Origin of the sequence: Rhabdochromatium marinum, assembly GCF_016583795.1 — a bacterium.
GTDB classification, from domain to species: Bacteria; Pseudomonadota; Gammaproteobacteria; order Chromatiales; family Chromatiaceae; genus Rhabdochromatium; species Rhabdochromatium marinum.
Genome location: NZ_NRRS01000179.1, coordinates 1 through 1162 on the forward strand (window position 1 = coordinate 1; position 1162 = coordinate 1162).

General features: G+C 74.7%; 1 protein-coding gene. It reads left to right on the forward strand.

Annotation, left to right across the window (positions count from 1 at the left end; genetic code table 11):
• Positions 1-1004 (forward strand): serine/threonine-protein kinase (locus CKO36_RS19150; RefSeq protein ID WP_476705517.1); only part of this gene is annotated, 1004 nt, incomplete at its 5' end.
• Positions 1005-1162 lie beyond the last annotated feature (158 nt).

Sequence of the window (1162 nt, forward strand, 5' to 3'; positions counted from 1 at the left end):
GCCCACACCGCATGAACACCGTCGCCCGCCCCACCCAGGCCGATGCGCTCATCCGCGCGCTGGGCGCCGCTGACGTCTTCGCCCGCGAAGGCCGCGCCGATCAAGCCCCGCTGGCCGCTGTCCAGGCCTATGCCCATAGCCCCGATCCGGCCTGTCTGGCCGCGGCGCTCATCCAGGGGCATGGCGACAGTCTCGGGCGCGTCCTCGCCGGTGCCACCCGCGCCGAACACCGCCGCATCGGCGCCGTCCTGCGCCGCTCGCTGGCGGTGCCGAGCGCGCGCCGGCGCATCCCGCCAGCGCCAGACCTCGCCGCCATCGCGCCCCCTCTGGCCAGCCGCGCCGGTTTGGAAGCGCTCCTGCAAACGCTGCACCAGCAGGTGCAGCCGCGCTTCTATCTGCAAATCGGCCTCGATCAGGAGGACGCCCTGGCGCTCGCCCAGGGGCGCGCCATCGGCGTCGATCCCATCGCCCGGCCGCCGCGCGCGCTCGGCGCCCAGGTGCAGCGCTTCACCGCCACGGCGGATGAGTTCTTCGCCTTCCTCGCCGCGGACAGCCTGCGGCAGGCGCCCGATCTGGTGTTGCTCGCCGGGCTGCCGCTGGCCGAGGCGCGGCTCAGCGAGCTGCTCCAGCTCGAAGCCCACGCCGATGCCCGCACCCTGGTGGTCATCCCCGGCATCTTCCCCACCGCGCCGGAGCGCGCCACCCGCCGCCGCACCGGGCGCGACTGGCAGGGCGACCTGTGGAAGCTGCCCGCCGTGCTGCCCAGGCTGCGGCCGGCGCTGCGCCTGCTGGCGCTCGATGTACCACCCACCGGCGTGCTGCTGGTCAGCGGTTTGGCGCCCAGCCGCCGCCCGGATGACCCGCCCCTGTCCGCCGTGCTCGAGCCACTGCGCACGCTGGCTCCGCCGCCCGCGCCCATCCTGCAACGCCAGGGCGCCTGCGCGCCGGGCGCGCGCCCGTTTCAAGACTATCTGCAACGCCTGTCCGCCCCAGCCCCACGATGACCCCGCTGCAACACGCCAATCAAGCCCTGCGCGAACAGCGCTACGCCGCCGCCCTGGATCTCTACCGCCAGGTGCTCGCGCAAGCCCCCGGCCTGCACGGCGCCGTGCGACCCAGCGTCCTGATTCTGCAACGGCGCTGGCAAGCCTCCGGCCAGCCA